The organism is Paractinoplanes lichenicola (assembly GCF_016785085.1).
Lineage (GTDB): Bacteria > Actinomycetota > Actinomycetes > Mycobacteriales > Micromonosporaceae > Actinoplanes > Actinoplanes lichenicola.
This window is the reverse complement of record NZ_JAENHO010000004.1, coordinates 649,833-673,663: the sequence shown is the minus strand read 5'-3', so window position 1 is coordinate 673,663 and position 23,831 is coordinate 649,833. Positions and strand designations below refer to the sequence as shown.

The following is a 23,831-nucleotide window of genomic DNA, read 5'->3' as shown; positions in this document are numbered from 1 at the left end:
ATGAGCGAAGCTTCAACCGCACCCGGGCGTGATTGGTGGGTCATCGTCGGCATGGCGGTAGCCGCGATCTCCGCGGCAGTGGCCAGCTTCGCCGGCCTTCGCGGACTCGCAGAGGTCGCCGGCTGGCCCGGCCAGCTCGCGTGGCTCTTGCCGGTCACCATCGACGCGTACGCCATGACCGCCGCGCGAGTCTGGCTGGCCGGAACGGTCGGGACGACCCGTGTCCGCAGCTTCGCAAGGGCCAACGCCATCGGCGCCATTGCGACGAGCATCCTCGGCAACGCCGGCTACCACCTCATCGCGGCAGACATCGTCCCCGTCTCCTGGCCGATCGTCGTCCTCGTCGGCGCCGTCCCGGCCGCCGTCCTCGGGCTCACCGCCCACCTTCACGCGCTCACGGCCACCACCGAGGCTGCCGACAACGAGACTCCTGCGCTCAACAACCGTCCCGCGGTCCGTACTCAAGTCCGGACCGATCAGCCCCGGCGCCGCACGGAGGCCGAACTACTCCAAGCCGCCCGGAAGGCCGACTCGATGCACCGCGCCGAACACGACGGCCGCCCTATCAGCCGTGACGGCCTGCGCTCAGCACTGCACATCGCCGGACCGAAGGCAACGGAGCTACGGCGACGGCTTGCCGACGAGGCCGCAACCCCTGTCAGCACCGACCGAGAGGAGGCATCAACCCGCCCATGACGAACCGACCGCGCATCCCGCGCCCGACCATCGACCCGGAGGCCGTACTCGCCCACCTGCACGCCGCACGAAGCCGACCCACCCCGGCAACCGTCTGGACCGCCGCCGCCGACATTCCCGGCCTGCTCACCGAAATCGAACGCCTGGCTGAACTGCTCAGCCGCGCTCAATGGGACTTCGCCGATCTGCTCGCCGCTACTCGCGCCACCCTTGGCGCCGATCGCGAGGGCGAAGCCGACCCGCTGTCCTACCTGCGCGACGCTGTCGCCCAACATCAGCCCTGGCCACTACCTGATGAACGGCAAAGCGAATGAGGGCCTACGGACGCCGACACCGCCGGTGGACCCGGCGCCATCCGCAGCCGCTGCTTCTCGTGCCCGATGAGCCAGTCCTGCTCGTCGGCCTGGCTTCGATAGCCCGAGCGTTGTTTCGGTACCGGTCAGAGGCCGCGCCGATCTACGCGGGCCTCGTACTCGCGGGAGTCGGATCACTGTTGCACCACACCCACCGCAGCGCGTGGCCGCTCGTCGCACTGATTACCGTTCTGGTGGCCGTTGCCTCCGGCCTTCGCGGATTTCCTTGGGGTGTCGAGCGCCGGGAGGAGCGCGCATACGCCGCGACAGCTACAGCCGTGGCGGGTGGCTGGCTCTCTGCGGCTACCGCGCTCGGGGTCAGCTCGCGGCCGTTGTTCACCGTCCTCGTGCTGGGAATCGTCGTGCTTGGCATTCCCTGGTGGTCTCATCGGCGACGCCGTGCCCGCGTCCGCGTGGACCGCGTCATCCACGCCTGGCCCGACCTTGCGGACACGATCGGGCTCGACGGCTCCCGCGTCATGTCGGCCGTCGTCGACACCTGGGGCTGGCGAGCCCGGATGAAGCTGAAGCCAGGCCAGAGCGTCACCGACGTCGTCGCTCGTGTGCCGGCTATCGAGTCGGCTTTGGGGACCCGGCCCGGCGCCGTACGCGTCGAGCAGGACCCCACGCATGCCGGGCGCTGCACAATGAGAGTCCTTGCCGTCGACCCGCACGCAGGGGCAATCCCGTGGCCTGGCCCCACGGCGACGACGCTGGCCGACCCGATCGAGCTGGGCGTCTTCGAGGACGCAACGACCGTCCGCGTGCCGCTCCTGCGGCGGCACGCACTGATCGGTGGCACCACTGACTCGGGAAAGAGCGGTGTCCTCAACGTCGTCCTTGGCAACCTCGTCGCGTGCCCCGACGTCGTGCTCTGGGGCATCGACCTCAAAGGCGGCATGGAACTACAGCCGTGGGCACCGTGCCTCGCGCGGCTGGCGACAACACCCGACGAGGCCCCGCGGCTGCTCGCCGACGCCGTGGCCGTGCTCGAAGCCCGCGCACACGCGTCCAGCCGTGACAACTCCCGCGTCTGGGAACCCACGCCGAACGCGCCAGCGCTGGTCATTGTCATCGACGAGTACGCCGAGTTGGCTGACACCGCACCGGACGCTGTCGGCTACGCCGAATCAGTGGCGCGGCGCGGCCGAGCGGTCGCCGTCGACCTGCTCGCCGCTACTCAACGCCCGACACAAAAGGCCATGGGCGGCGGGGCGCTGCGCTCACAGATGAGCATCCGGGTCTGCCTCCGAGTCCGCGAGCGTCGCGACGTCGATCTCATCCTGGACAAGGGGATACTCGCCGCCGGCTGGCACGCCCACACCCTCGACGCCCCGGGCAAGTTCTACGTCCTGGCCGACGGGCACAACCAACCACGACGCGCCCGCGCCTACCTCGTCACCGACGACCACGTCCGTGACACGGCCGTCCGCTACGCCGACCAGCGACCGGAACTCGATCCGCTGTCACAGGCCGCGATCGACGGGCCCCGTCGTGCCCTCGAACCGCCAAGGGTCACGTCAGCCGACCTGGAATCGGCACTCCTGAGCGCACTCGATGAGGCGCCCGACGACGGGCTGGCCATCCCCGAACTCATCAAAGCGACCGGCATGAGCCGCACTTGGGTTTATGACCGGCTCCACGCGCTCGCCACCAATGGCCGCGCCCGGCAAGTCACCCGGGGCCGCTGGCGAGCGTGAGTCGATGTCCGCGCGGACGTCCGTCCGCTCGCGCGCGTCTGCGCAGATCAACGCGCGGACGAACAACGGACGGACGACCGCACGGACCCGCAATGAGAGGAGAAAGGAGGCCCGACGATCACCATGGAAGACACCACCGCGGAGGGGAGAAATCGCAGCATACGAACGTGCAAGACGCTCGAAATCGAGAACGAGCAGGTCAAGACGTCCCTAGAAGTCCCACTCTCGGAGGCTGCCGCAGATGTGCTGTGGCGCATCATCGACCGAGCCCGGAAGACTCGGCAGACATGAGGTTCGCCTCCTACGGACGCGTGTCGACCGAAGATCAGCAAGACCCGCAGGCGTCGAAAGCCTGGCAGCTCTCTCGCGCTCGCAGCCTGATCGAGCCGGCCGGCGGAGAGATCGTCGCGGAATTCTTCGACGTCGGGCAATCGCGCTCACTGCCATGGAAGCGGCGCCCGGAAGCGCTGCGCCTGCTCGACACGATCAAGAGCCCCGGTCGCGACTTCGACGCCGTCGTCATCGGCGAGCCGCAGCGCGCGTTCTACGGCAGCCAGTTCGGCATGACGTTCCCAGTCTTCGTGCACTACGGCGTCGGACTGTGGGTGCCCGAGATCGGCGGCGCGATCGACCCCGGCTCAGACGCCCACGATCTCGTGATGGCGCTCTACGGCGGCATGAGCAAAGGCGAACGCAACCGCATCAAAGTCCGCGTCCGCTCGGCGATGAAAGCGCAAACCGAACTGGAAGGCCGGTTCCTCGGCGGACGCCCACCGTACGGCTACCGGCTCGCCGACGGTGGCCCGCACCCGAACCCCGCCAAAGCCGCCGAGGGAAGGCGTCTGCATCGCCTCGAACCCGACCCGGTCACCGAACCGGTCGTGAAACGGATCTTCAACGAGTACGTCTCAGGGCGCGGAATGACCTCGATCGCACGCGGCCTGACACAGGACGACATCCCATGCCCGTCCGCCTACGACCGGGCACGAAACTCACACCGTCGAACGCAGGTGTGGGAGACCACTGCGGTGCGCGCGATCCTGCTGAACCCGCGCTACACCGGCCGCCAAGTCTGGAACCGTGCCCGCACGGACGAAGTCTTGATCAACGTCGACGATGTCGCGCTTGGCCACGAGAACCGGCACCGCTGGAACGACCCGAGCCAGTGGGTCTGGTCGCGCGAGGAGTCGCACACGCCGATCGTCAGCACCGATCTCTACGAACGAGCGCAACAGACCATCAAGAAACGCGGAACAAACGGCGACGCCGGCCGAGCGCCACGGCACACCGGCCACCCTTACCTGTTCCGCGGCCTGATCACCTGCGGCCTGTGCGACCGCAAGATGGTCGGCAACCCTAACCACGGACGCCTCTACTACCGGTGTACCGCGAGCCGCGACTTCGTCCGCCAGCACAAGATCAGCCACCCACCCGCGCTGTACCTACGTGAGGACGCCATCACTGACCCGGTCGACCGATTCCTCCGCGAGGAACTGACCGGAACGACACTGGCCGACAACCTCAGCCGAGTCGCAGACGCGCGGTACCGCGCAGCGCTCGCCGCCTACGACGCCCCGGGCCAGATCGAGACCCTGCGCCAGACGATCAATGACGCCGATCAGAAGATCAGCCGCTATCGGGCGACCCTCGACGCCGGCGGTGACCCCGCGCTCATAGCCACCTGGATTGGCGAGGCCACCGCGATCAAGAAGGCCGCTCAGACCCGGCTCGGGCTCACCGAGGCTCCGCCCCAGCGGATGGGCAGCGATCAGCTCGACGCCATCGCGGACGCTTTCAACGACCTGTTTCGCCTGCTCCGCGCCGCTGACCCACAGGATCGGGCGGAGCTCTACAGCCGGATCGGCCTGCGCCTGACCTACAAACCAGGCTCAGAAACACTGATGGCCGAGGTTGCCACCCCGGCCGATCTTCGTGTCTTTAATACGTGTCCGGAGGGGGACTTGAACCCCCACGCCCGATAAAGGGCACTAGCACCTCAAGCTAGCGCGTCTGCCATTCCGCCACCCGGACCTGCATCACCGCCTGAAGGTTAACCGATCGCGGAGGATCGGCGTCCCAGCGGGCCGCACAGGAGAGAACTCTACACGGCCCCTGGGAGGGGGTGCGGGAGGGGTGGGGTGACGACAATTGGGGGCATACGGGCGTGGGGATGGGCCCGGGATGGCGGTGGTGTGCGGGTAGCGGGCAGCATGGCCTGCGTGTCTCAGCCCTCGCCCCTTGGTCCTGCCCGGCAACGAGCTCACGCCCTGGCCTCGTCGGGGGACCTTGCGGGGGCCCGGGCGCTGCTTGAGCAGGCTGTTGAACTCGGGAAAGTCAACCTTTCCGAGGACGATCCGGATGTTCTCCGCACCGCCTACGAATTGGGGATCCTGCTTCAGCGGGCGGATGATCCGTCGGCGGCGCGGCGGGTGCTTGAGGATGCGTATGCGGCTGGGCAGTGGCGGTTGGGTGATTCCGACTCGCTGATGGTGCTGATCTCGCACGAGATCGGGGTCGCGGCGGAAGAGTTGGGCAATCGGCATGAGGCGCGTAAGGCTTTCACGCGGGTGGCCGAGTGGGGGCCGGCGGTGCTGGGGGGCGATCACCCGGCGGTGGCCAAGGCGCGGGCTTATCTGGGGCCGGATCAAGAGCCTTCCCCCGTACGGGCGGAGTCTGAGCCGCCGCAGGCGGGGTCGCCGGGGCTCAGGTTCAGTGGTGCCGCTCAACAGCAGCAGGCGCCTCGCTTCAACGGGACGCCGCCGCAGCCACAGGCGCCGGCCTTCAATTCAGCGGCCCCGCAACCACAGACGCCCACGTTCAACACTCCCCAGCCGCAGCCCCAGGCGCCGACATTCAACGCGCCCGCGCCGCAACCGCAGGCGCCCACGTTCAACGCACCCCCGCCGCCCCAGGCGCCCAGCTTCAGCGCGAGGCCGGCGCAGCAAGAGGCAGGGCCGGCGCAGCAAGAGGCGCCGACGACTGTGTTCGAGGCGGTGCCGCCGCAGGTACGGCCGAGGACGGTTCAGCCGCCGACGGAAGCCAACCAGCAGGTTTGGACCGAGCCGGCGACCCAGCCAGGCCCATTGCCGCATCAGGGACCGGTGGACGAGCCGACGATGTTCCAGCCGCAGGTGCCGCAAGCCGCGCCGTGGGGTGGGGCTCCGCAACAGCCGCAATATCCGGCTGCGGCGCCGACCAGTGGGCAAGTGTTCGCGCCTGCGCACCAGAGCGGCCCAACCCCGTACGGGGAAAAGGGTCGTAAGGGTTTGGGTGTTTTTGCGGCCATCGCGGCGGTTATGGCGGCGGTGATCGCGGTGGCGGCGCTCGTTTTTGTTCTTGCCAATCGGACGAGTGACCCGTCTGACAGGCAGGATGTGCCAACTCTGGCGGGGCAGGCGCCGACCGAGGTGACCTTGAGCGACAAGGGCACGACGATCGAGGTCAGGTGGGCGGATCCGACCGAGGGGACCGTGCCGTTCATGGTCATCATGGGGCGGCCGGGGCAGGAGTTGAAGCCGGCGGGAACGCTCGTACCAGGCAGAACGTCGTTCGAGATGGAGGGGCTGAACACGAACTTGAACTACTGCTTCGCGGTGGTGGCGGTCTACAGCGGGAACAAGTTCGCGACGTCTCCGCAGGCCTGCACGTCGCGAGCCGCGGCTACTCCCAGATAGATCGTGGCCACTCTGCGCTAGCTTGATCACTGATCGTGATCGGGGTTATCCACAACGGGTAGAACCACTCATCTGCATCCCCCTATGATGGCCTGCGTTCTGGAATCCGGTGGCCGTCCGACGGGGAGGAAGCGGCAGTGACCAGCGCAGACGGGGTGACATTGGACCGGCCGAAACGCCGTTGGCGGCGGGGCTATCTGGTCACGATGGGCACCGTGCTCAGTCTTGCGGGTGGTCTCGGGCTGACCGTCTTCGGGCTCGGGTCGGCCGATCAAGCCGTGGCCAGCTTCGACGCCGCGTCCTGGGTGTGGTCGAAGGCCAAGGGCGAGGTGGCCCGCATCAACGGGGTCACCGCCAAGGTGGACACCCGCGTCGACGTGCCCAAGGCGCGCGGGCACGAGGTGCAGATCGTCCAGAACGACAAGTTCGTGATCATGCGGGATGTCACCACGGGCGCGATCGGGTCGATGAACCTGACCTCGCTGCAGGAATATTGGGCGGCCTCGTCCACCTCGGGCATCGGGGTGCGGGTGGCGTTGCACGAGGATTCGGTGTTCGTCATCGACGCCGTGCAGGGGTCGGTGCAGCAGCTCGACCCGCGCACGCTGGGGCCGGTCGGCAATCCGCTGCGGTTCCCGCCGGGCATCGCGGGTGGCGTGTTCGACGGCGAGGGCAAGCTGTGGATCGCCTCGCCGACCGAGGGCACCGTCAGCGCGGTCACCCCGGCGGCGATCTCGTCGGCCGCGCCCGAGCAAAACACCGGCACACCCCAGCGCGTACGCACGGAGTCCGTCGCCCCGGCGGCGCACGACCTCGCGCTTTCCACGCTGGACGACGGCGTGGCGGTGCTCAACCGTACGAACAATGCTTTGGCCGTGGTGAACGGGAGCGAGCCCGGCTTCGCCAACACCACCCTGCCCCTGGCCGGCCCGGGCACGCTGGCGCCGCGCACCGACGGCAAGCAGGTGCCGGTGACCGTGCCGGACGCGCGTCACGTCTACGTCGTCGGTGACCGGCGGGTGGCGGCCGACTTCCAGGTGCCGGGCGACGGCGAGGGGTTGCAGCCGGCGGTGGCCTGGGAGGGCTACTTCTACGTGGCCGACGACTCGGGCCAGGTGCACGTGTTCAACTCGGCCGGGCAGCGCCAGAAGGACATCACCTTCCCCAACCCGGGTGGCAAGCTCGAGCTCGAGGTCCGCGAGGGTTACCTGTTCATCAACGCGCCGGGCTCGTCGGTGGCGCGGGTCGTCGACGCCTCGCACGCGGTGCGCACGGTCGACAAGTACGCCGACGACGTGCTGGGCAGCGACCGGCCGCCGACGCCGCCGCAGGCTCCCCCGCCGCCGCCGAAGCCGAAGAAGCCGGTGGTCAGCAAGCCCAGCGCCCCGCGTAACGTGCGGGCCGCCGCGGGCAACGCCGAGGCGCGGGTCACCTGGCAGGCCGCGCAGGACAACAACGCCGCGATCACCCGCTACGTCGTGGTGGGGGCCGGGCGCACGTTCCAGGTCGGCGCCGACCAGCGCGCGCTGACCGTGACGGGGCTGGTCAACGGCCAGACCTACCAGTTCGCCGTGAGCGCGATCAACAAAAAGGGTCAAGGCCCATCCCGTACGAGTAATGGGGTGAAACCGACGTCCGAGGTGCCCGACGCCCCGACGGCAGTGACCGCGGAGGCCAAGCCGGACGGCTCGGTCGTGGTGAGCTGGCCCCCGGCCAACGGCCAGGGCCTCGAGATCCGGCGCTACACGGTGACGGCGATCAGCGAGGGCGGCAGCGCCCCGATCGGCGACTCGGCCGAGGCGTCGCTGACGATCAAGGACGGCCAGCTCGAATACGGCAAGCAGTACGCGTTCACGGTCGTGTCGGTCAACGAGCGCGGCGCGGGCTCCAAGGCGTCGCCGGTCAGCGGCAGCGTCGTGCCGTTCACCAAGCCGGGCAGGCCGGAGGGCACCGACGCGGCGACCGCGGGCGACCAGGCCGGCTCGATCCAGGTGGCGTGGCAGCCGGCGGCCGACAACGGGCGGCCGATCACCAAGTACGTGGTCAGTGGGGGCGGCAAGACCGTCGACGTCACCGACGGCACGGCGGCCACGCTGACCGGGTTCGACGCCGGGGCCACGGTCGCGGTCGAGGTGCGCGCGGTCAACGAGGCCGGCGAAGGCGAGCCGGGCACGGCCACCGCGAAGACGGTCGCGCTGCCCCGGATCACCGGCACCGGCGTGGACGCCACGTTCAACACGGCCACGGTCAAGTTCAGCGTGGACGCGGGCGGAGGCACGGCCAGCTGCTCGGTGGCGTCGTCGGGTGGCGGCGGCAGCGCGTCGGGCAGCTGCTCGAGCCTGAAGGTGGCCAACCTCAAGCCCAGCACGGCGTACACGTTCACGATCACCGCCAAGAACGCGGCGGGCACGGTCACCGCCCAGTCCAAGGGCACCACCGACAACCTGTACGGCATCGCGACCTGCAAGAACGGCCAGAACGGCGAGACGGCGACCTACTGCGACAGCGACCGCGACGGCCGCAACGGCAACGAGATCTTCAGCGTGACCAGCCAGAACGACGACCGGCAGGTCGGCTGGGCCAAGCCGGGCACGCGGCTGCAGGCGTACTGCAAGAAGAACGGCGAGTCGGTCTACGCGTACATCTACAACAACGAGAAGCGCAGCACCTGGTGGATCCAGGTCAACTACAGCGGCAAGAACTACATCCCGTGGGCGTGGCTCAACCTCGAGGGCGGGGATGACCTGAACGACCTGCCGACCTGCTAGCGCTACATATTGAGGTACCAACAGTGACGGAACAACTGCCGCCGCAGCACATCCACGGGTTCGCCGAGGTGGCGGCCGCGCTCGCCGACCGGGTGGGTGCGGTCGTGCTGGGCAAGCCCGAAGTGGTGCGCCTGGCCCTGACCGCTCTGTTCGCCCAGGGGCACGTGCTGCTCGAGGACGTGCCCGGCGTCGGCAAGACCACCCTGGCCCGCGCGCTGGCCGCCTCGATCAAGGGCCAGTGGCGGCGCATCCAGTTCACGCCCGACCTGCTGCCCTCCGACGTGTCCGGTGTGACGATCTTCAACCAGGCCAGCCGCGGGTTCGAGTTCCACCCCGGGCCGGTGTTCGCCAACATCGTCATCGCCGACGAGATCAACCGGGCCTCCCCCAAGACCCAGTCGGCGCTGCTCGAGGTGATGGAGGAACGCCGGGTCACCGTCGACGGCGTGCCGCACCCGGTGCCGCAGCCGTTCCTCGTGGTGGCCACGCAGAACCCGGTCGAGATGGACGGCACCTACCGGCTGCCCGAGGCCCAGCTCGACCGCTTCCTGGTCAAACTGTCGGTCGGCTATCCCAGCGAGGAGGTCGAGGTCGAGGTGCTGCGCGGGGCGGCGCTGCGCTCCCCCGACGCGCTCGAGCCGGTCACCGACACCAACATCGTCGGCGAGATGGTGCGCATGGCCACCCGGGTGCACATCGCCGACCCGCTTTACGCGTACGCCGTCCGGCTCGCCGCCGCGACCCGCAACCACCCGCAGGTACGCGTCGGGGTCAGCCCCCGCGGGGTGATCGCGCTGACCCGGGCCGCGTGCGCGTACGCGCTGATCAACGGGCGGGGTTATGTGCTGCCTGAGGACTTCAAGACGCTGATCGAGCCGGTGTTCGCGCACCGGGTGCTGCTCTCGGCCGACGCGCAGCTGCGCGGGGTGACCGCGGCCGAGGTGCTCGACGACGCCGTACGGTCGGTGCCGGTGCCGCTGCCCGACAACAACCGCGTCACGGCCGGGGCGTGACCAGCGTCCCGCCCCCCGGAGAGCCGCCGCTGCCGGTCGGCAGCGCTCCGCCGACCGGCGGCGGCCCCTCCCCCGCGGCCGGAGCTGCTGCTGGTGGCGGCCTGCGGAAGTGGCGGCGCACCACGGGTGTCACGGCCCGCGGCTACGGCGTGATCGTCGCGGCGGTGGCGCTGCTCGTGGCGGGCTTCCAGTACGGCTACCCCGACCTTGCCCTGCTCGGGGCGGCGGCCGGGATCGCGTTGGCCTGTGCGGTCGTGTTCGCGTTCTGGCGGCCCCGGCTCGGCGTCGACCGGGTCGCCGATCCCGACCGGGTCGCCCGGGGCGAACCCGCGCAGATGACCCTGACCGTGCGCAACACCAGCCGGGTGCGGGCGGCCAACCTCGTCGCCTCGGATCGGTGCGGGAACCAGTCGGTGCCGGTGCCGTTGCTGCGGTTGCGGCCGGGGCGCGACACCACGGCGAACTACCCGGTGCCGACCAGCCGGCGTGGCGTGGTGCCGATCGGGCCGCTGCGCGTCACCCGCGGGGACCCGCTCGGGCTGATCACGTTGGCCCGCACGTACGGGGGGATCGCCGAGGTGTGGGTGCACCCGCGGATCCATCTGCTGCGGGCGGTGCCGGCCGGGATGGCCCGCAGCCTCGACGGGCGCATCGACAAGGTGCCGCACGGCTCGATCACGTTCGACTCACTGCGTGAGTACGTCGTCGGTGATGAGCTGCGGCGGGTGCACTGGCGGTCCAGCGCCAAGGTCGGCGAGCTGATGGTCCGCGAGCAGCTCGACACCTCCGAGCCGACGATCGTGGTGCTGCTCGACGACCGGGCCTCCGCGCATCCCGACGTGAAAGACGGCACCGCCGACTCGTTCGAGTCCGCCTGCGAGGCCGCCGCGTCGATCGTGGCCGCCGCCGTGCGCGAGGACATCCCGGTCAGCCTGCACCTGGTGAGCAGCGTGGCGAGCGGGCCCTATCTCGACGTGCTGACCCAGGCGGCCCTGGTCCCCGGTGATCTGGCGGCAACCCTTCGGCGCGTACGGGCCCAGCGCCTCGGCGACACGCTGGTGTTCCTCACCGGGCCCGGCGGGCGCGACGACCTCGGCGCGGTGAGTGCGCTGCGCGGGCCGTACCCGGTGGTCATGGCCGGGCTGCTCGGCGACCGCGACGGCGCCCCGGTCTCCGGCGGCGACGGCCTGATCGTCATCGAGGCCGTCGACGGCTCCGAGTTCGCCGCCGCCTGGGACGGAGCACGCGCATGGTGAGGTGGGTTCGCGCGGCCGTTGTCGCTGTTGCTCTGGCGGGGATGATCGCGCTGTCCGGGGTGGTACTCGGACAGGTCTTTGCCGGGTCGCTGCTGCTGCAGCTGATGGCGGGGGCCGCGGTCGGGTCGGTCGGGCTGAGTCTGGCCTGCCGGCGGGTGCCCAACTGGGTGGTGGCGCCGTTGTCGGCTGTGCTGATGGCGGGTTATGCGGTGCTGGCGTTGCGGCTGGCCGCCAATCAGGCTGACATCACCGATCCGCTGGCCACCATTGTTCGCGACAGCGTGAAGAACGGTATTCCGCGGCTGCTGACGGCGATGATTCCGGTCGAGCCGACGCCCGATACCGTTGTCGTGCCGGTGATTGCGGCCTGGCTGGCCGGGTTGGCGGGGGCCGAGATCGCGGTGCGGGCGGGGCGGGTTCTGCTCGGGCTGGTGCCGGTGGCGGGGCTCTATGGGGGCGCGCTTTATGTGGTCGGGCCGAATGCGGACAACGCGGGGACGCCGACCCTGATTTTTGCGGCGCTGGGCGTGATCGCGCTGGCGGTCAGTGCGCGGCCGGCTCAGCGCGCCGACAGCACTAGCGAGGTCACTAAAGCCGTACGGGGAAGGGCTTTGGCCGGTGCCGCGGCGGGGCTGGTGGCTGTGCTCGCGCTGATTGTGGCGGTGGGGCCTTTGGTTGGCGGGCGGGTCGGGGCCACGCCGGTGGATCCGCGGCAATATGTGGAGCCGCCGCAGGTCGACAGCCTGGACGAGAGCCCGCTCAACCGGATCTCGGGGTGGGCGCTGACGCCGAAGGAGCCGCTGCTGAAAGTGTCGCGGGCGTCGGCGTCGCCGGGGAAAAGGCTGCGGTTGCGGCTGGCGGTGCTGCCGGATTACGACGGGGTGACCTGGCGGGTCGGGGCCACCTATCGCAATGCGGGGCGGGTGCTGCCGGCGCAGCCGAAACTGCCCGACACGCAGCTGACCGAGGTGCGGCAGGACGTGATTATCGACGGGCTGACCGGGCGGCTGCTGCCGGTTGTTCCCACGCCCACGGGCGTACAGGGGGCTCGGGTTGCCTTTGACTCCTCGACCGGGACGATGATCCGGCCGGAGGGGCTCGAGGCGGGGCTCAAATATTCGGTGACGTCGGAGTTGCAGACGCCGGATCTGAATTTGCTGCCGACCGCGGATTCGCCGTCGGGGGATGCGGTCGCGCGGTTTTTGGCGGTCGGGGCCGAAGTGCCCGAGGGAATTCAGCGGCTGGCCGATCAGCTGGCCGACGGCAACGGTGCCGCTTTCGACCGGGCGACAGCCATTGAGGAGTTTCTGGCCGAGCACTATCGCAAAGTCGCGGACGCGCCGAGCGGGCATGCGTACCCGAATCTGAACTTCTTCCTGTTCGGGCCGCGCGAGCAGGGCGGGCAGGTGGGCACGACCGAGCAGTTCGCGGCGTCGTTCGCGCTGCTGGCCCGGCTGACCGGGTTGCCGAGCCGGGTGGTGGTCGGGTTCGACGCGCCGGCCGCGGGTGGGACCGTGACGGCGGCGAGCGCGCTGGCGTGGCCGGAGGTGCTGTTCGACGGGCTGGGGTGGGTGGCGTTCGACCCGCTGCCCAAGAGCAAGACCCCGCGGCCGGTGGAGGAGGACTTCACGCCCAAGCCGTCGAAGCCGCCCACGCCGCCGTCGGAGCCGCCCACGCCGACGGCCACGCCGTCGTCGTCGGGGCCGCCGGCGCTGCTGGCTGCGGACGAACGGGACGGGCCGTCGGCTGTGGTGGTGGCCGGGGGCGCGTCGGGGTCGGTGCTGCTGTTGCTGGTCGCGGCGGCGGGGGCGGTCGTGCTGATGCGGCGCTCGCTGCGACGGCGAAGGCTCGGCGAGGGCAGCCCGGACGAGCGGATCACCGGGGCGTGGTCGGAGTTCCGTGACGCGCTGCGGCTGGCCGGGCAGCCGGTGCCGCGACATCTGGCGGCGAGCGAGGCGGCGGCGTACGCGCAAAAACCGCGACCACCGCAGAAGCGGTTGCGCAAAGCCGTGCCGGAGCCCGCCGCAGGCGAGGACATGCCGCCGCTGGACGAGCTGGTGGCGGGGATCAACACCGTCGGGTTCGCCCCGGGCGCCGCCGACGACGGGCAAGCGTCCCGGGCCGGCGGTCAGGCGATCGCGTACGCCGAAGAGTTGCGCGCGCGGCGCAGCTGGTGGCGACGGCTGCTGTGGAGCGTGCACCCCGGACCGCTGCGCTGGCGGTGAACGTCCCGCCCGAGAACCTTGCCCGGCGTCAGCGGGGCCCGACGCTCAGCTGTCCAGGGCCTGCTTGAGGAAGGTGACCGCCTGGAGCACCGCGGCCTTCGCGGCCTGGGTGTCGTGCATCGAGTTGACCATCACGAAGTCGTGGATGGCGGCGGAGTAGGTGACGTGGGTGACCGGCACCCCGGCGGCCCGCAACTTGTCGGCGTAGCCGGCGCCGTCGTCGTGCAGCACGTCCTGCAGGGCGTTGATGATCAAAGCCGGTGGCAGGCCGGTGAGCTGACCGGGGGTGGCCCGCAGCGGCGACGCGGTGAGCTGCGCGCGATCGGTCTCGCTGGTGGTGTACTGATCCCAGAACCACCGCATTCCCGTACGGGTCAGCCAGTAGCCCTCGGCCCAGCGGTGATAGGAATCCGTGTCGAACCTGGCGTCGGTGACGGGGTAGAACAGCGCCTGGGCCCGGAAGGCGACGTCGCCGCGCTCCTTGGCCATCAGGGTCAGCGCGATGGCCATGTTCCCGCCGACCGAGTCACCGCTGACCGCGATGCGGGTCGGGTCCAGGCCCTCGTCGGCGCCGTCGCGGCAACCCACTGAGCCACGGCGTACGACTGCTCGTTGGCCACGGGGTATTGCGCCTCGGGGGCCCGGTCGTATTCGGGGAACACCACGGCCGCGCCGGTGCCGACGGCCAGGTCCCGCACGAGCCGGTCGTGGGTGTGGGCGTCGCCGAACACCCAGCCGGCGCCGTGGGTGTAGAGCACGACCGGCAGCGGGCCGGCGGCCCCGACCGGCCTGACGATGCGGGCGCGGACCGAACCGGTCGGGCCGCCCGCGACGGTGATCCACTTCTCGTCGACCGCGGGCTTGGCGATCGGGGCGTCCTGCACGCCGTCGACGGCCTTGCGGCCCTGCTCCGGCGTGAGCTCATACAGGTAGGGAGGGTTGGCGGTGGCCTCGGCGAACTCCAGGGCGGCGGGCTCGAGCGAGACGTTGTGCGGGTTGGCGGGCATGGCGTATCTCCTCTACAGGGGCGACGACAACAGGGCGGCGGCTACAGGGCGGCGACGGCGTCGGTGATGACCCGAGCCACCTCGGCCGGGCGGGCGTGCATGACCAGGTGCGGCGCGTCGATCTCGGTCACCGCGCGCAGCCCGGCGCGTTCGTAGCCGTAGCGTTCGACGTCCGGGTTGATCGTGCGGTCGGCCGACGAGACGATCCCCCACGCCGGCTTGGTCTTCCAGGCCGCCACCGAGGCCGGCTCGCCGAACGCGATGGCCGACAGCGGCCGCTGCGAGACGGCGAGCACCTGGGCGGTGGCCAGCGGCACCCCCGCCGCGAAGATCTCCGGGAAGGCGTCGATCTTGACCGAGACGTCGGTGCCGTCGGTGCCGTCGGGCAGGGTGTACGGCTCGTAGACGAGGTTGGCGGCCAGGTCGGAGTCGGGGAAACCGCCCTGCAGCTGGCCGAGGCTCTCCCCCTCGGCCAGGGCGTATCCGGAGACGTAGACCAGCCCGGCGACGTTGTCGGCGACGCCGGCCACGGTGATCACCGCGCCGCCGTACGAGTGGCCGGCCAGCAGCACCGGACCGTCGATCTGCTCGGCGAACCGGCGGATGTACGCCGCGTCGCCGGACAGGCTGCGGTTGGGCACCGGGGGCACCCGGACGTCGTAGCCGGCGTCGAGCAGCAGCCGGGTGACCGGCGCCCAGCTGGCGGAGTCGGCGAAGGCGCCGTGCACGAGCACGATCACCGGGGCGTTGATGGCGGGCATGTCAGCTCCTCTGGTGTGGTGAGGAACCGAGCACAGCAGCACCCACTGCACGATCACTGCAAAGCCGGTGCACTTCCCATCGCCGCGACGGCGTCCTCGACCTCCTGACGCTCGTGGGCCACGAGATCGGCACCGAAGATGCCGTTGTAGGAATCGGCGTGCCGCTCGCAGAGCTCCCGGAACACGCGGGCCGCCTCGCGGGCCCGGATCGCGTCGCCGAGCCGTGCGTACGCGATGGCGACGAACCGGCTGGCGGCGTAGGCGGTGTGGATGTCACCGGCGGCCGCGTTGGCCAGCGCCCAGTCGGCCGCCCGGATCGCGGCGGCCGCGTCGCCGAGCTGCAACAGCGCTTCGGCTTGGCGGCCGGCCAGCGAGACCACGAAGTCGTTCATGGCGGCGGCGCGGGCCAGCTCGAGGCCCTCGCTCAACGCCGCGACCGCCTTGGCCGCGTCGTTCCCGGCGAGATGCTCGACCGCCGAAGCCTCCAGCGCGTAGACGAGCGCGCTGACGTCGTGCGCGTCGCGGGCCAGGGCGACCGCACGCCGCAGATGCTCGAGCCGGCCGGCCCGGTCAAGAATCGACGGCCACCCGCCCAGACTGCGATGTGCCTGGGCCTGCCAGAAGACCAGACCTTCCCGTACGGCGAGGTCCAGCGCCCGCGTCAGCAGATCGACCGCGCGTTCCGGTTCCGTTGCCCGTACGAGGGTGGCCACCTCACGCCCGAGGCCGATCCGCAGCACCGGGTCGCCGAGCTGCTCGACGGCCTGCCACACGCGAACGGTCTGCTCGCGCGAATCGCTCCGCGGCTCCGCCGACGACGAGCGCAGCGGCCGTACGTGCAGCACGATCAGCGCCGCGGCGCGCGCCCACCCACGGTCGAGGGCCAGCTCGACGGCGCCCACCAGCGCCGGCCGCTCGGCCTTGTACCAGGCGAGGGCCGCGTTGTCGCCGGGTGGGGAGACGGGATGGACACCGGCCGGTGGCGGGCCCGGGTCGGTGGGCGGCGGGAGCCCGAAGGTGAGGTACGCGTTGCGGCTGGTGTGCACGTAGTGGTCGACCAGCCGGTGCTCGGCTTGCTCCCGCTCGCCCGCGTCGAGCAGCTCGGCCGCGTACGCGTGCATCAGGTCGTGCAGGATGTACCGGTCCACGCCAAGCTGGGTGACGATGTTCGCGGTGTGCAGCTCGGCCAGCGCCTCGCCCGCGCCGGCGCCCGCGATGCTGGCCACCGCGCCGGCCGCGATCTCGGTGGCGGGATGCACGGCGAGCAAGCGGAACAGCCGGGCCGCGGCCGGGGTGAGCGCGGCGTACGACCAGGAGAAGGCCGACCGTACGTCGTCGTGCGGCTCGCCCGTCCCCAGGGCGTCCAGCCGGCGGCCCGCGGCCCGCATCTCGGCGACCACGTCGGCGAGGCTCAGCTCCTGCCGCACGGCGGTGCGGGCGGCCGCGAGGGACAGGGCCAGCGGCAGCCCCGCGCACCACTGCACGAGCTCGTCGGTCGCCGCCGGATCGGCGTTGAGCCGCGGGCGGCCGAGCCGCCGGGCCAGCAGGTCCCAGCCGGCCGCCCGGTCGAGCCGGCCGACCTGCACCGGGTGGGCCGCCTCGCGGGCGACCAGGCCGGTCAGGCGATTGCGGCTGGTCACCACGACCAGGCACGCGGTCGACCCCGGCAGCAGCGGGCGCACCTGCGCCGAATCGCGGGCGTTGTCCAGCACCAGGATCATGCGGCGGCCGGCCAGCGCGGAGCGCCAGCGCGCGGCCCGTGTCTCGAGCGTGCTCCCGGCGGCCGCGGCGATGCCCACCGACTCCAGCAGGGTGTTGAGGGCCTCCGACGGCCCCACCAGCCGGCCGTCGGGGTCGAAGCCCCGCAGGTTCAGATAGAGCTGGCCGTCGGGGTATTCGGCGGTCAGCCGGTGCGCCCAGTGCACGGCCAGCGTGGTTTTGCCCGCGCCGGCCATGCCGCTGAGCGTCACGACCGCCGCGCCGCGGCCCGGCTCCAGCGCCGCCACCAGGTCGTCCCGCGGCGTGAAACCGGCCACCGGCAGTGGCAGCTGAGCGGGCCGGATCGCCTCCGGCTCGGTCTGCGGGTCGGTGAGCGCGTCCAGGTGGGCGGCCCGCAGCTCGACCGTGGGGTCGGTGCCCAGGTCCCCGGCGAGGCGCTGCCGCACCTGCTCGAACAACACCAGCGCCTCGGCGCGGCGGCCGGCCGCGGTGAGCAGGCGGATCAGACGCGCCTGCAGCGGCTCGTGCAGCGGCGCGGCGGCCGCGTACCCGGCCACCAGGGTCAACAGTCGGCGTGCCCGCGGGTGCGCGAGGGCGATGTCGGCGGCCTCGACGGCCGTCTCGGCCCGGGCCGCGTCGATCGCCACGAACGCCGGCAGTTCCAGCAGGGCCGGCGGCAGGCCCGCGAACGGCGGCTGCCGTGCCACCTCCAGGGCCTGCTCGTACTTCTGGGCCGCCTCCCGGTGATCGTCGCGCGCCGCGGCCGCCCGGCCCGCCGCGGCCAGCTCGAAGAAGGCCGCGAGATCCAGGGCGCGCCCCTCGACCCGCAGGCGATAGCCGTCGCCGACGGGCACCACCCAGGAACCCGTCTCGCGGTTGCGCAGCTCCGGCTCGAACAGCCGCCGCACCTGCCCGATCAGCCGTTGCACCTGGTTGACGGCGCTCGGGGACGGGTCGTCGCCCCACAACGCGTCAACAAGCTCACCGGTGGTGACCACCGCCCCACGCCCGGCCAGCAGGGCGGCGAGCACGATCCGCCGGCGCAGCGGCCCGACGTCGACCTCCTCGCCCGCACGCCACAGCCGCAGCCCCCCGAACACCCGGATCCGAACGACCGTCGACACATGCCCACTCTGCCCGCCGCGACGACCGGCGAAAACCACTGAGCAGCCAGGATCACAACACCTGTGCGCCCGAACTCAGCTGGTGCGCAGGAAGGTATCCGTCTGGCCCGCGTTTCACGCGCCGGCTCCGATCGACAGCAAGATGGCGGCGGGTGGCCACCGGCTGCGCGGCTCACCGTGATCTACTGCGGTCGTGGAGCTGGCCCCCGCGGAACACGAGCTGCTGGTCGCCGGGCTGTTCACGCTGGGTGAGAGCACGAAACGCGGCGCGGGGTGGGGAGCACGCTTCGCGGCCCGCCGGATGCGAGCCGACATCTTCGAGACCGCGGTGGAGCTCCCGCTGCCGTTGCCGGCCGCCTCGGCGCTGATCGGCCGGACCTTGGACTCCCTGGGCGGCAGGACAGCCGAGTCGCAGGTCATCATGGGCTCAGGCGCGCTGAACACGAACCCGGCTGTCGTCACGGTGGCGATCCGGGAACAACAGGGTGGTGTCGTCGCCACTGTTCGCGGTGTGGCCATGGAAGGTCTCATACCCCAACGAGCCGGCCGCAAGGCCGCCCGCCGCGTCGCGCAACACCTCGCCGCCGGCTTCGACGGCTGACTGCCCGGGTGCCGCGATGTACGGCTCGGACGGGGTAACGCTACTCGACCGGCGTAAGCCCGGCCGACCTCCTGTTATGGTCACGCCGTCGATCAAACCACTGGGGGCAGTTGGGGACCCGTCGGAGAAGCCGTCGCCGCTCCGCCCATTCGTGATTGTCTACGAGCGATCTACAACCCCGCCCAGCTCGACGTGCTGCGCCGCATCATCCTCCGCCTCATCGCCCGCGACCGCGATGCCGTGTCAGCCCGATGACCACCGTCCTGAGGCACGGCGCTCTGTCCGTCAGGGACTGGTGAACGCCAGCGGGAAGGGGCGAGTCCAGTGGCCGACGCCGAGTCTCGATTCATCACCGTCACCAGGGCACTGTCGAAGGGCGAGCGGTGGCGCGTCGCGGCCCTGCTGCTGCCGGCGATCGCGCTGACCGCGATGACCTGGTTTCAGGAGGACTCCACTCCGGTCAGCCTCTCCGGACTTCTGCTCGACCGGTTCTTGCAGACGGCGCCGCTGGTGATCGCCGGCGGGATCGGGCTCACCTGGGTGAAGTCCCGGACGGTGTCCACCTGCGGAGCATTGGTGGCCGCGACGCTGTCGCTCACGGTGTCGGTTTCGGTGCTCATCGCCTGGCTGGCCGCCGCGACCCGGGGCCTCGGCGAGTGGTGGGTCGGCTGCCCGCGCTCACCACGGCACTCGTTCTGTCCGTGGCCGCGGGTGCGCTGCCGCTCATCGAGTTCTACCACGGCGCGATCTACCTGCCGGGCCGGGCCAACGCCGCGCTCACCCAGACCATCTCCGTCACCCACGAGGGCACGCTCAACGGCATGAACTTCGCCGTGGTCAAGTACGAGGTCAGCAACGACACCGACACGGCCATGCTGGTGCTGGCGTCGGCCGTCTACGTCTGCGCCTATCCGAACGGAACCCGCATCGGCGAGCCGGTGGCCGAGGGGCAGGACCGCCGGTGCGCCACCGCCCTCGACCAAAACATCAACCAGGGCTCGTGGATCGCCGCGAAGTCCTCGCTGAGCATGTCCCGGGCCATCGAGACACCGCAGAACCGGCCGGTCGTCACCGTCCGCACGAAACTCGCGTTCGCGCTGGGCGACCGGCTCCGCCTCGCCCACGACCCGCCCGAGGCCCTGCCCGCACCCGGATGCGCGGTGACGGACCGGCGCATCGTGGAGGCGTCCCGGTACGAAAGCCTGGTGCAGAAGAACAAATACGTGGTCTACCAGAACCGGCCGGACGGCTACACCGTCGGCATAGTTCCCGCCGGCCGCCACACCACCTGCCCGGCCGACGGAGAGGAATATTGGCTGGCGATCACCGGCCGGCTTCCACGGTCGTACGGGCTGGTCGAGCGCACTGCCGTCTGGGAGGGGCGGCCCGCCCTCACCGCCAAGCCGGCGACCACACCGTGACCGGCGGGCGAAAACCCGGGCTACCTTCGGACGGGACACCCGGAGGTGGCTAGTGACTCATACCGACCTCGTCGACCCGGACAGGATCGCCCTGTTGCTGGAACGGGACGAGCAGTTCGCCGCGGCGGTGCCCGACGATCGGATCACCGAGGTCGTCCGGCGGCCGGAGACGTCGTTGCAGGCGGTGGTGGCCGAGGTAATGACGGGCTACGCGGATCGGCCCGCCTACGGCGTACGGGCCACCGAGGCGGTCGTCGACCCGGGGACAGGGCGGACCACCCGGCGGCTGCTGCCGCGCTTCGACACGGTCAGTTACGGCGAGTTGTGGCGGCGGGCGGGTGCGCTGGCCGCGGCCTGGCATGACGACGAGCGCGAGCCGATCCGGTCCGGCGACTTCGTGGCGACGCTGGGATCGACCGGCGGCGACTACGCCACGCTGGAAATGGTGTACGTGCGGCTCGACGTGACCGGGGTGCCGTTGTCGGCGGGTTCGTCCCCCGCACAGCTGCTGCCCCTGCTGCACGAGACGAAGCCCCGCATGCTGGCGGTCAGCCTGGAACACCTGGGCACGGCCGCCGAAATCGTCGCGGCCGGCACCTCCGTACGGCGGCTGGTCGTCTTCGATCACCATGCCGATGTGGACGACGAGCGGGAGCGGATCGACGCCGTACGGGGAAGGCTTTCCGGCATCGTCGTGGAGACCCTGGCCGAGGTGCTCGAACGCGGCCGCGAACTGCCGGTGCCCGCGGCGACGGCCGTGGACGAGGAGCGGCTCTCGCTGGTCATTTACACGTCGGGGACGACCGGGTCGCCCAAGGGGGCGGCCTACCCGGCCCGGCTGATCGCCGAGTTGTGGCGCGGTTTCTTCCCGGAGCGGCCGGGGCTGCCCCTGATCGACGTCGCCTACCTGCCGATGAGCCATCTCGCCGGCCGGGCCATCCTGTTCAGCACGCTGGCCCGCGGTGGTACGTCGTTCTTCGTGGGCAAGAGTGACCTGTCGACGCTGTTCGAAGATTTCGCGCTGGCCCGGCCCACGATCCTGATGCTCGTGCCCCGGCTCGTCGACGTGGTCCACCAGCGTTACCAGCTGATGATCAGCGACGGTATCGACGAGGACGCGGCGAAGTCGACGCTGCGGGAGGAGGTCTTCGGCGGCCGGGTGCTGTGGTCGGTCTGCGGTTCGGCGCCGCTGGCCGCGGAACTGTCGGCGTTCGTCGCGTCCGTGCTCGGGATCCGGCTGTCCGACGGCTACGCCTCGACCGAGGCCGGGGCGGTGCTGTTCGACGGCCGGGTGATGCGGGAACACGTGCTCGACTACCGCCTCGAGGACGTCCCCGACCTCAACTACTACAGCACCGACCGGCCGCATCCGCGCGGCGAGCTGCTGATCCGGTCGGCGACCCTGATCCCGGGCTACTACCAGCAGCCCGACGCCACCGCGGAGGTCTTCACCTCGGACGGGTATTTCCGCACCGGCGACATCGTGGCCGAGCTCGCCCCGGACACGCTGACCTACGTGGACCGGCGCAAGAACCTGCTGAAGCTGTCCCAGGGCGAGTTCGTCGCGCTCTCCCGGCTGGAGACCGTGTTCGCGACCGGCCCGGTGATCCAGCAGATCTACCTGTACGGCAACAGTGAGCGCCCCTATCTGCTGGCCGTCGTCGTGCCCACCCCTGAGGCCGCGGCCGACCCGGAGCGCGTCACCGCCCTGGTCCGCGACTCGCTGCGGCGCACCGGCCGGGCCGAGCAGCTCGAGGCGTACGAGATCCCGCGGGACTTCCTGGTCGAGACCGAGCCCTTCTCGACGGGCAACGGGCTCATGTCGGCGGCGCGCAAACTGATGCGGCCGAAACTGCAGCAGCGGTACGGGGAACGGCTCGAACGGCGTTACGCCGAGCTCGCCGAGCGCGAGACCGACGAGCTGCGCCGGTTGCGCACCACCGGCCGCGATCAGCCGGTTCCGGACACTGTCGTCACCGCCGCCCGCGCGATCCTGAGCGCCCCCGCCGACGACCTGAACGCGAAGGCCCGCTTCGCCGACCTCGGGGGCGACTCGGTGTCCGCGCTGCGGCTGTCCACGCTGCTGAGTGAGACGTACGGCTTCACCGTGCCGGTCGCCGAGATCATCAGCCCGGTCAACGACCTCGGCGCGGTGGCGTCCTTCATCCAACGACACCTCGAACCCGGCCGCGAACGCCCCACCCCCGCCTCGGTGCACGGCCCGTCGGCCACCGAACTCCGGGCCGCCGACCTGACCCTCGACAAGTTCCTCGGCCCCATCGGCCAGGCCCCGCCACTGGCCGCCGACCCACCCCGTACGGTGTTGCTGACCGGCGCGACGGGCTACCTCGGCCGTTTCCTGTGTCTGGCCTGGCTACGACGGCTGCAGCCCACCGGCGGCCGGCTCATCTGCCTGGTCCGCGGGAGCGACGACGAGGCCGCCCGGGCCCGGCTCGACGCGACCTTCGGCGACGCCGGCACCGAGCCCGGCCGGACGTACGGGGAATTGGCCGCCTCGACGCTGGAGGTGCTGGCCGGTGATCTCGGCGAGGACCGCTTCGGGCTCGACGCCGAGGTGTGGCAGCAGCTCGCCGCCGAGGTCGACCTGATCGTGCACGACGCCGCGCTGGTCAACCACGTGCTGCCCTACTCGCAGCTGTTCGCGCCCAACGTGCTGGGCACCGCGGAGGTGCTCCGCCTGGCCGTGAGCGAGCAGCTCAAGCCGGTCACGTACGTGTCGACGATCGGTGTGCTGACCGCCGCCTCCACGGAGGCCGGCGATCTGCGCGTCACCGACCCGGTCCGCCCGGTGGACGACGGATACGCCGGCGGGTACGCGAACAGCAAGTGGGCGGCCGAGGTGCTGCTGCGCGAGGCGCACGACCGGTTCGGCCTGCCCGTGACCACCGTCCGCCCCGGCCTCCTGCTGGCCCACAGCCGCTATCCCGGCCAGGTCAACGTGCCCGACGTGTTCACCCGGCTGCTGCTGAGCGTGGTGGCGACCGGCCTCGCGCCGCGCTCGTTCCGGGGGCTCAACACTCCCGCGCACTACGGCGGCCTGCCCGTCGATTTCGTGGCCGATTTCATCGTCGGCGCGGCGGCCGGCGGGTCCTACAACGTGACCGATCCGCACGTCACCGAGACGTATCTCGACACCGTCGTCGACCTGCTCGTCGAGGCCGGTTGTCCCCTCACCCGCATCGACGACTACGGCGTGTGGCTCGGCCGCTTCGAGGCGGCGCTGCGTTCCCTGCCGCCGCAGCAGCGACAGCACTCGTTGCTGCCGCTGCTGCAGGCCTTCACCGAGCCGGCCGCGACCCTGCCCATTCCCACCGACCAGTTCCGCGCGGCCGTCCCCGGCGACATCCCCACCATGACCACCGAACTGATCACGAAGTACCTGGACGACCTGGCGCTGCTCGGCCTGCTACCAGCGCTCGCTTGAGGGTTCGCGAGTCCGGGCCCCATCCAAGCGACAGCGGTGTGCTTCTTCCTGCGCCGACGGTTACCGCC

At 71.0% G+C, this 23,831-nt stretch carries 15 protein-coding genes, 1 tRNA gene and 1 pseudogene; 12 read left to right on the top strand and 5 right to left on the bottom strand.

All coding sequences use genetic code 11. The features are described from left to right. The 4 genes from JKJ07_RS16715 to JKJ07_RS16700 all read left to right on the top strand — a co-directional run bounded on the left by JKJ07_RS16715 (nt 1) and on the right by JKJ07_RS16700 (nt 4,731). Entirely contained in the window at nt 1-696 is a 696-nt protein-coding gene (locus tag JKJ07_RS16715) for a DUF2637 domain-containing protein (RefSeq protein ID WP_202992457.1), read from the top strand. After that, complete coding sequence (locus JKJ07_RS16710; protein ID WP_202992455.1) at nt 693-1,010, top strand: hypothetical protein; 318 nt, start codon at nt 693-695, stop codon at nt 1,008-1,010. The genes JKJ07_RS16715 and JKJ07_RS16710 overlap by 4 nt, the downstream gene beginning before the upstream one ends. 371 nt (nt 1,011-1,381) lie before the next feature. Further along, the gene (locus JKJ07_RS16705) at nt 1,382-2,749 is read left to right on the top strand and encodes an FtsK/SpoIIIE domain-containing protein (RefSeq protein WP_236029007.1); all 1,368 of its coding nucleotides are present in this window, start codon (nt 1,382-1,384) and stop codon (nt 2,747-2,749) included. 287 nt (nt 2,750-3,036) lie between these two features. Continuing rightward, entirely contained in the window at nt 3,037-4,731 is a 1,695-nt protein-coding gene (locus JKJ07_RS16700; protein WP_202992451.1) for a recombinase family protein, read from the top strand. Here JKJ07_RS16700 and JKJ07_RS16695 read toward each other — a convergent pair. Beyond that, nucleotides 4,696-4,780, bottom strand: a tRNA-Leu gene (locus JKJ07_RS16695). The genes JKJ07_RS16700 and JKJ07_RS16695 overlap by 36 nt on opposite strands. A gap of 188 nt (nt 4,781-4,968) precedes the next feature. Between JKJ07_RS16695 and JKJ07_RS16690 the strand changes: the two genes are divergently transcribed. The 5 genes from JKJ07_RS16690 (at nt 4,969) to JKJ07_RS16670 (ending at nt 13,685) form a co-directional block, all read left to right on the top strand. Continuing rightward, nucleotides 4,969-6,423 carry a tetratricopeptide repeat protein gene (locus tag JKJ07_RS16690; protein ID WP_202992449.1) on the top strand — a complete coding sequence of 485 codons (1,455 nt, stop codon included), beginning with the start codon at nt 4,969-4,971 and terminating at the stop codon, nt 6,421-6,423. Nucleotides 6,424-6,560: 137 nt separating this feature from the next. Then, complete coding sequence (locus JKJ07_RS16685; protein ID WP_438871412.1) at nt 6,561-9,191, top strand: fibronectin type III domain-containing protein; 2,631 nt, start codon at nt 6,561-6,563, stop codon at nt 9,189-9,191. A 23-nt stretch (nt 9,192-9,214) separates the two neighbouring features. Next, complete coding sequence (locus tag JKJ07_RS16680) at nt 9,215-10,204, top strand: AAA family ATPase (protein WP_202992448.1); 990 nt, start codon at nt 9,215-9,217, stop codon at nt 10,202-10,204. Nucleotides 10,205-10,305: 101 nt separating this feature from the next. Next, the gene (locus JKJ07_RS16675) at nt 10,306-11,460 is read left to right on the top strand and encodes a DUF58 domain-containing protein (protein WP_202992624.1); all 1,155 of its coding nucleotides are present in this window, start codon (nt 10,306-10,308) and stop codon (nt 11,458-11,460) included. After that, on the top strand, nt 11,454-13,685 hold the full coding sequence (locus JKJ07_RS16670; RefSeq protein ID WP_202992446.1) for a transglutaminase TgpA family protein: 2,232 nt from the start codon (nt 11,454-11,456) through the stop codon (nt 13,683-13,685). Before JKJ07_RS16675 ends, JKJ07_RS16670 begins: the two co-directional genes overlap by 7 nt. Before the next feature lie 45 nt (nt 13,686-13,730). On the opposite strand, the pseudogene JKJ07_RS16665 reads toward JKJ07_RS16670, so the two are convergent. From JKJ07_RS16665 to JKJ07_RS16655, 3 genes and pseudogenes are all read right to left on the bottom strand, one after another. Further along, nucleotides 13,731-14,692, bottom strand: a pseudogene (locus tag JKJ07_RS16665) (alpha/beta hydrolase). Nucleotides 14,693-14,733: 41 nt separating this feature from the next. After that, entirely contained in the window at nt 14,734-15,453 is a 720-nt protein-coding gene (locus JKJ07_RS16660) for an alpha/beta fold hydrolase (RefSeq protein WP_202992445.1), read from the bottom strand. Nucleotides 15,454-15,506: 53 nt separating this feature from the next. Next, the gene (locus tag JKJ07_RS16655; protein WP_202992443.1) at nt 15,507-18,296 is read right to left on the bottom strand and encodes an AfsR/SARP family transcriptional regulator; all 2,790 of its coding nucleotides are present in this window, start codon (nt 18,294-18,296) and stop codon (nt 15,507-15,509) included. Nucleotides 18,297-18,489: 193 nt separating this feature from the next. On the opposite strand from JKJ07_RS16655, the gene JKJ07_RS16650 reads away from it, so the two are divergent. Next, entirely contained in the window at nt 18,490-18,897 is a 408-nt protein-coding gene (locus JKJ07_RS16650) for a hypothetical protein (RefSeq protein ID WP_202992441.1), read from the top strand. Nucleotides 18,898-19,337: 440 nt separating this feature from the next. Here JKJ07_RS16650 and JKJ07_RS16645 read toward each other — a convergent pair whose 3' ends face one another. Beyond that, entirely contained in the window at nt 19,338-19,517 is a 180-nt protein-coding gene (locus tag JKJ07_RS16645) for a hypothetical protein (RefSeq protein WP_202992440.1), read from the bottom strand. 36 nt (nt 19,518-19,553) lie between these two features. On the opposite strand from JKJ07_RS16645, the gene JKJ07_RS16640 reads away from it, so the two are divergent. Together JKJ07_RS16640 and car are read left to right on the top strand one after the other, a co-directional pair. Continuing rightward, nucleotides 19,554-20,318: a hypothetical protein gene (locus JKJ07_RS16640; RefSeq protein ID WP_202992438.1), complete on the top strand. Its 765-nt coding sequence runs from the start codon at nt 19,554-19,556 to the stop codon at nt 20,316-20,318. A gap of 52 nt (nt 20,319-20,370) precedes the next feature. Next, on the top strand, nt 20,371-23,763 hold the full coding sequence (car, locus tag JKJ07_RS16635; RefSeq protein ID WP_307834288.1) for a carboxylic acid reductase: 3,393 nt from the start codon (nt 20,371-20,373) through the stop codon (nt 23,761-23,763). The last annotated feature ends 68 nt before the right edge of the window (nt 23,764-23,831 follow it).